We start from the raw sequence: 232 nt of genomic DNA, 5'->3' as shown, positions 1-232 counted from the left end.
CGAGGCGGCCGAAATCTTCCCGGGTCAGGGCAGGTTCCCCCGCTCCGTTCGTGCAGGTATCGCGCTTTTGAAAATAGAGCGCCAACAGCGCGTGGCAAAGCAGCCGGCTCTGGCGTGTGGCGAAAAGCCCGGTCAGCTCAGGCGAGCCTTCGTAGAGGGTAATGAAACTTCCCGACAGCAGACGCAGCGCGGCGGCAAAACACTCCGTTCGAATCAGCCGCTCGATTTCGCC

The 232-nt window shown here is 62.1% G+C and carries 1 protein-coding gene; it reads right to left on the bottom strand.

Going from position 1 to position 232, the window contains the following annotated elements:
* Window positions 1–232, bottom strand: a 232-nt coding sequence (locus SB764_RS44950) for a hypothetical protein (protein WP_410867431.1), incomplete at both ends; no start/stop codon positions are given.

This window comes from Paraburkholderia sp. SIMBA_027 (assembly GCF_046535315.1).
Classification (GTDB): domain Bacteria; phylum Pseudomonadota; class Gammaproteobacteria; order Burkholderiales; family Burkholderiaceae; genus Paraburkholderia; species Paraburkholderia tropica.
The sequence above is the reverse complement of the archived record's forward strand: the minus strand, read 5'-3'. Positions and strand labels throughout refer to the sequence as shown.